Origin of the sequence: Pseudomonas sp. NFACC16-2, assembly GCF_900119205.1 — a bacterium.
Taxonomy (GTDB): Bacteria; Pseudomonadota; Gammaproteobacteria; order Pseudomonadales; family Pseudomonadaceae; genus Aquipseudomonas; species Aquipseudomonas fluorescens_Q.
The window spans coordinates 1-611 of the sequence record NZ_FPIX01000008.1 but is presented as its reverse complement, the minus strand read 5'-3'; the positions used below and the strand labels follow the sequence as shown (position 1 = coordinate 611).

The window sequence follows — 611 nt, the reverse complement described above, 5'->3', positions numbered from 1 at the left end:
ACGCCAACCGTGAATGAAAACGGCACCATCACCTACACCGCGACCCTGACCGATGCCAATGGCAATCCGGTCACCGCGCAGAACGGTCCGGTTACCGTGACCTTGGACAGCGGCAAAACCATCACCATCGCCGCAGGCGCAAGCTCCGGCGTATTGGATGTCGCGGTTGGCAACGACGTGTACCAAGGGCCAACAACGGTTACCGAATCGATTGCTTCGGCATCCGGTGGCAACCTGGAGGCCATCGCGCCGAACACCGCGCCGGTCAGCACCATCGTCAGCGACGTCAACGACACCACCACGGTGACCTTGACCGCCACACCGACCGTGAATGAAAACGGCACCATCACTTACACCGCGACCCTGACCGATGCCAACGGCAACCCGGTCACCGCGCAGAATGGTCCGGTCACCGTGACTTTGGACAGCGGCAAGACCATCACCATCGAAGCCGGTGCAAGCTCGGGTGTATTGGACGTAGCCGTCGGCAACGACGTTTATCAAGGCCCAACGACCGTCACCGAGTCGATTGCTTCGGCATCCGGCGGCAATCTGGAAGCGATTGCACCGAACACCGCGCCGGTCAGCACCATCGTCAGCGACGTCAACGA

1 protein-coding gene is annotated in these 611 nt (G+C 61.2%); it reads left to right on the top strand.

Annotation, left to right across the window (positions count from 1 at the left end; genetic code table 11):
* Positions 1 to 611: immunoglobulin-like domain-containing protein (locus tag BT116_RS09160; protein ID WP_175557953.1), on the top strand; the 611-nt coding region annotated here is incomplete at both ends.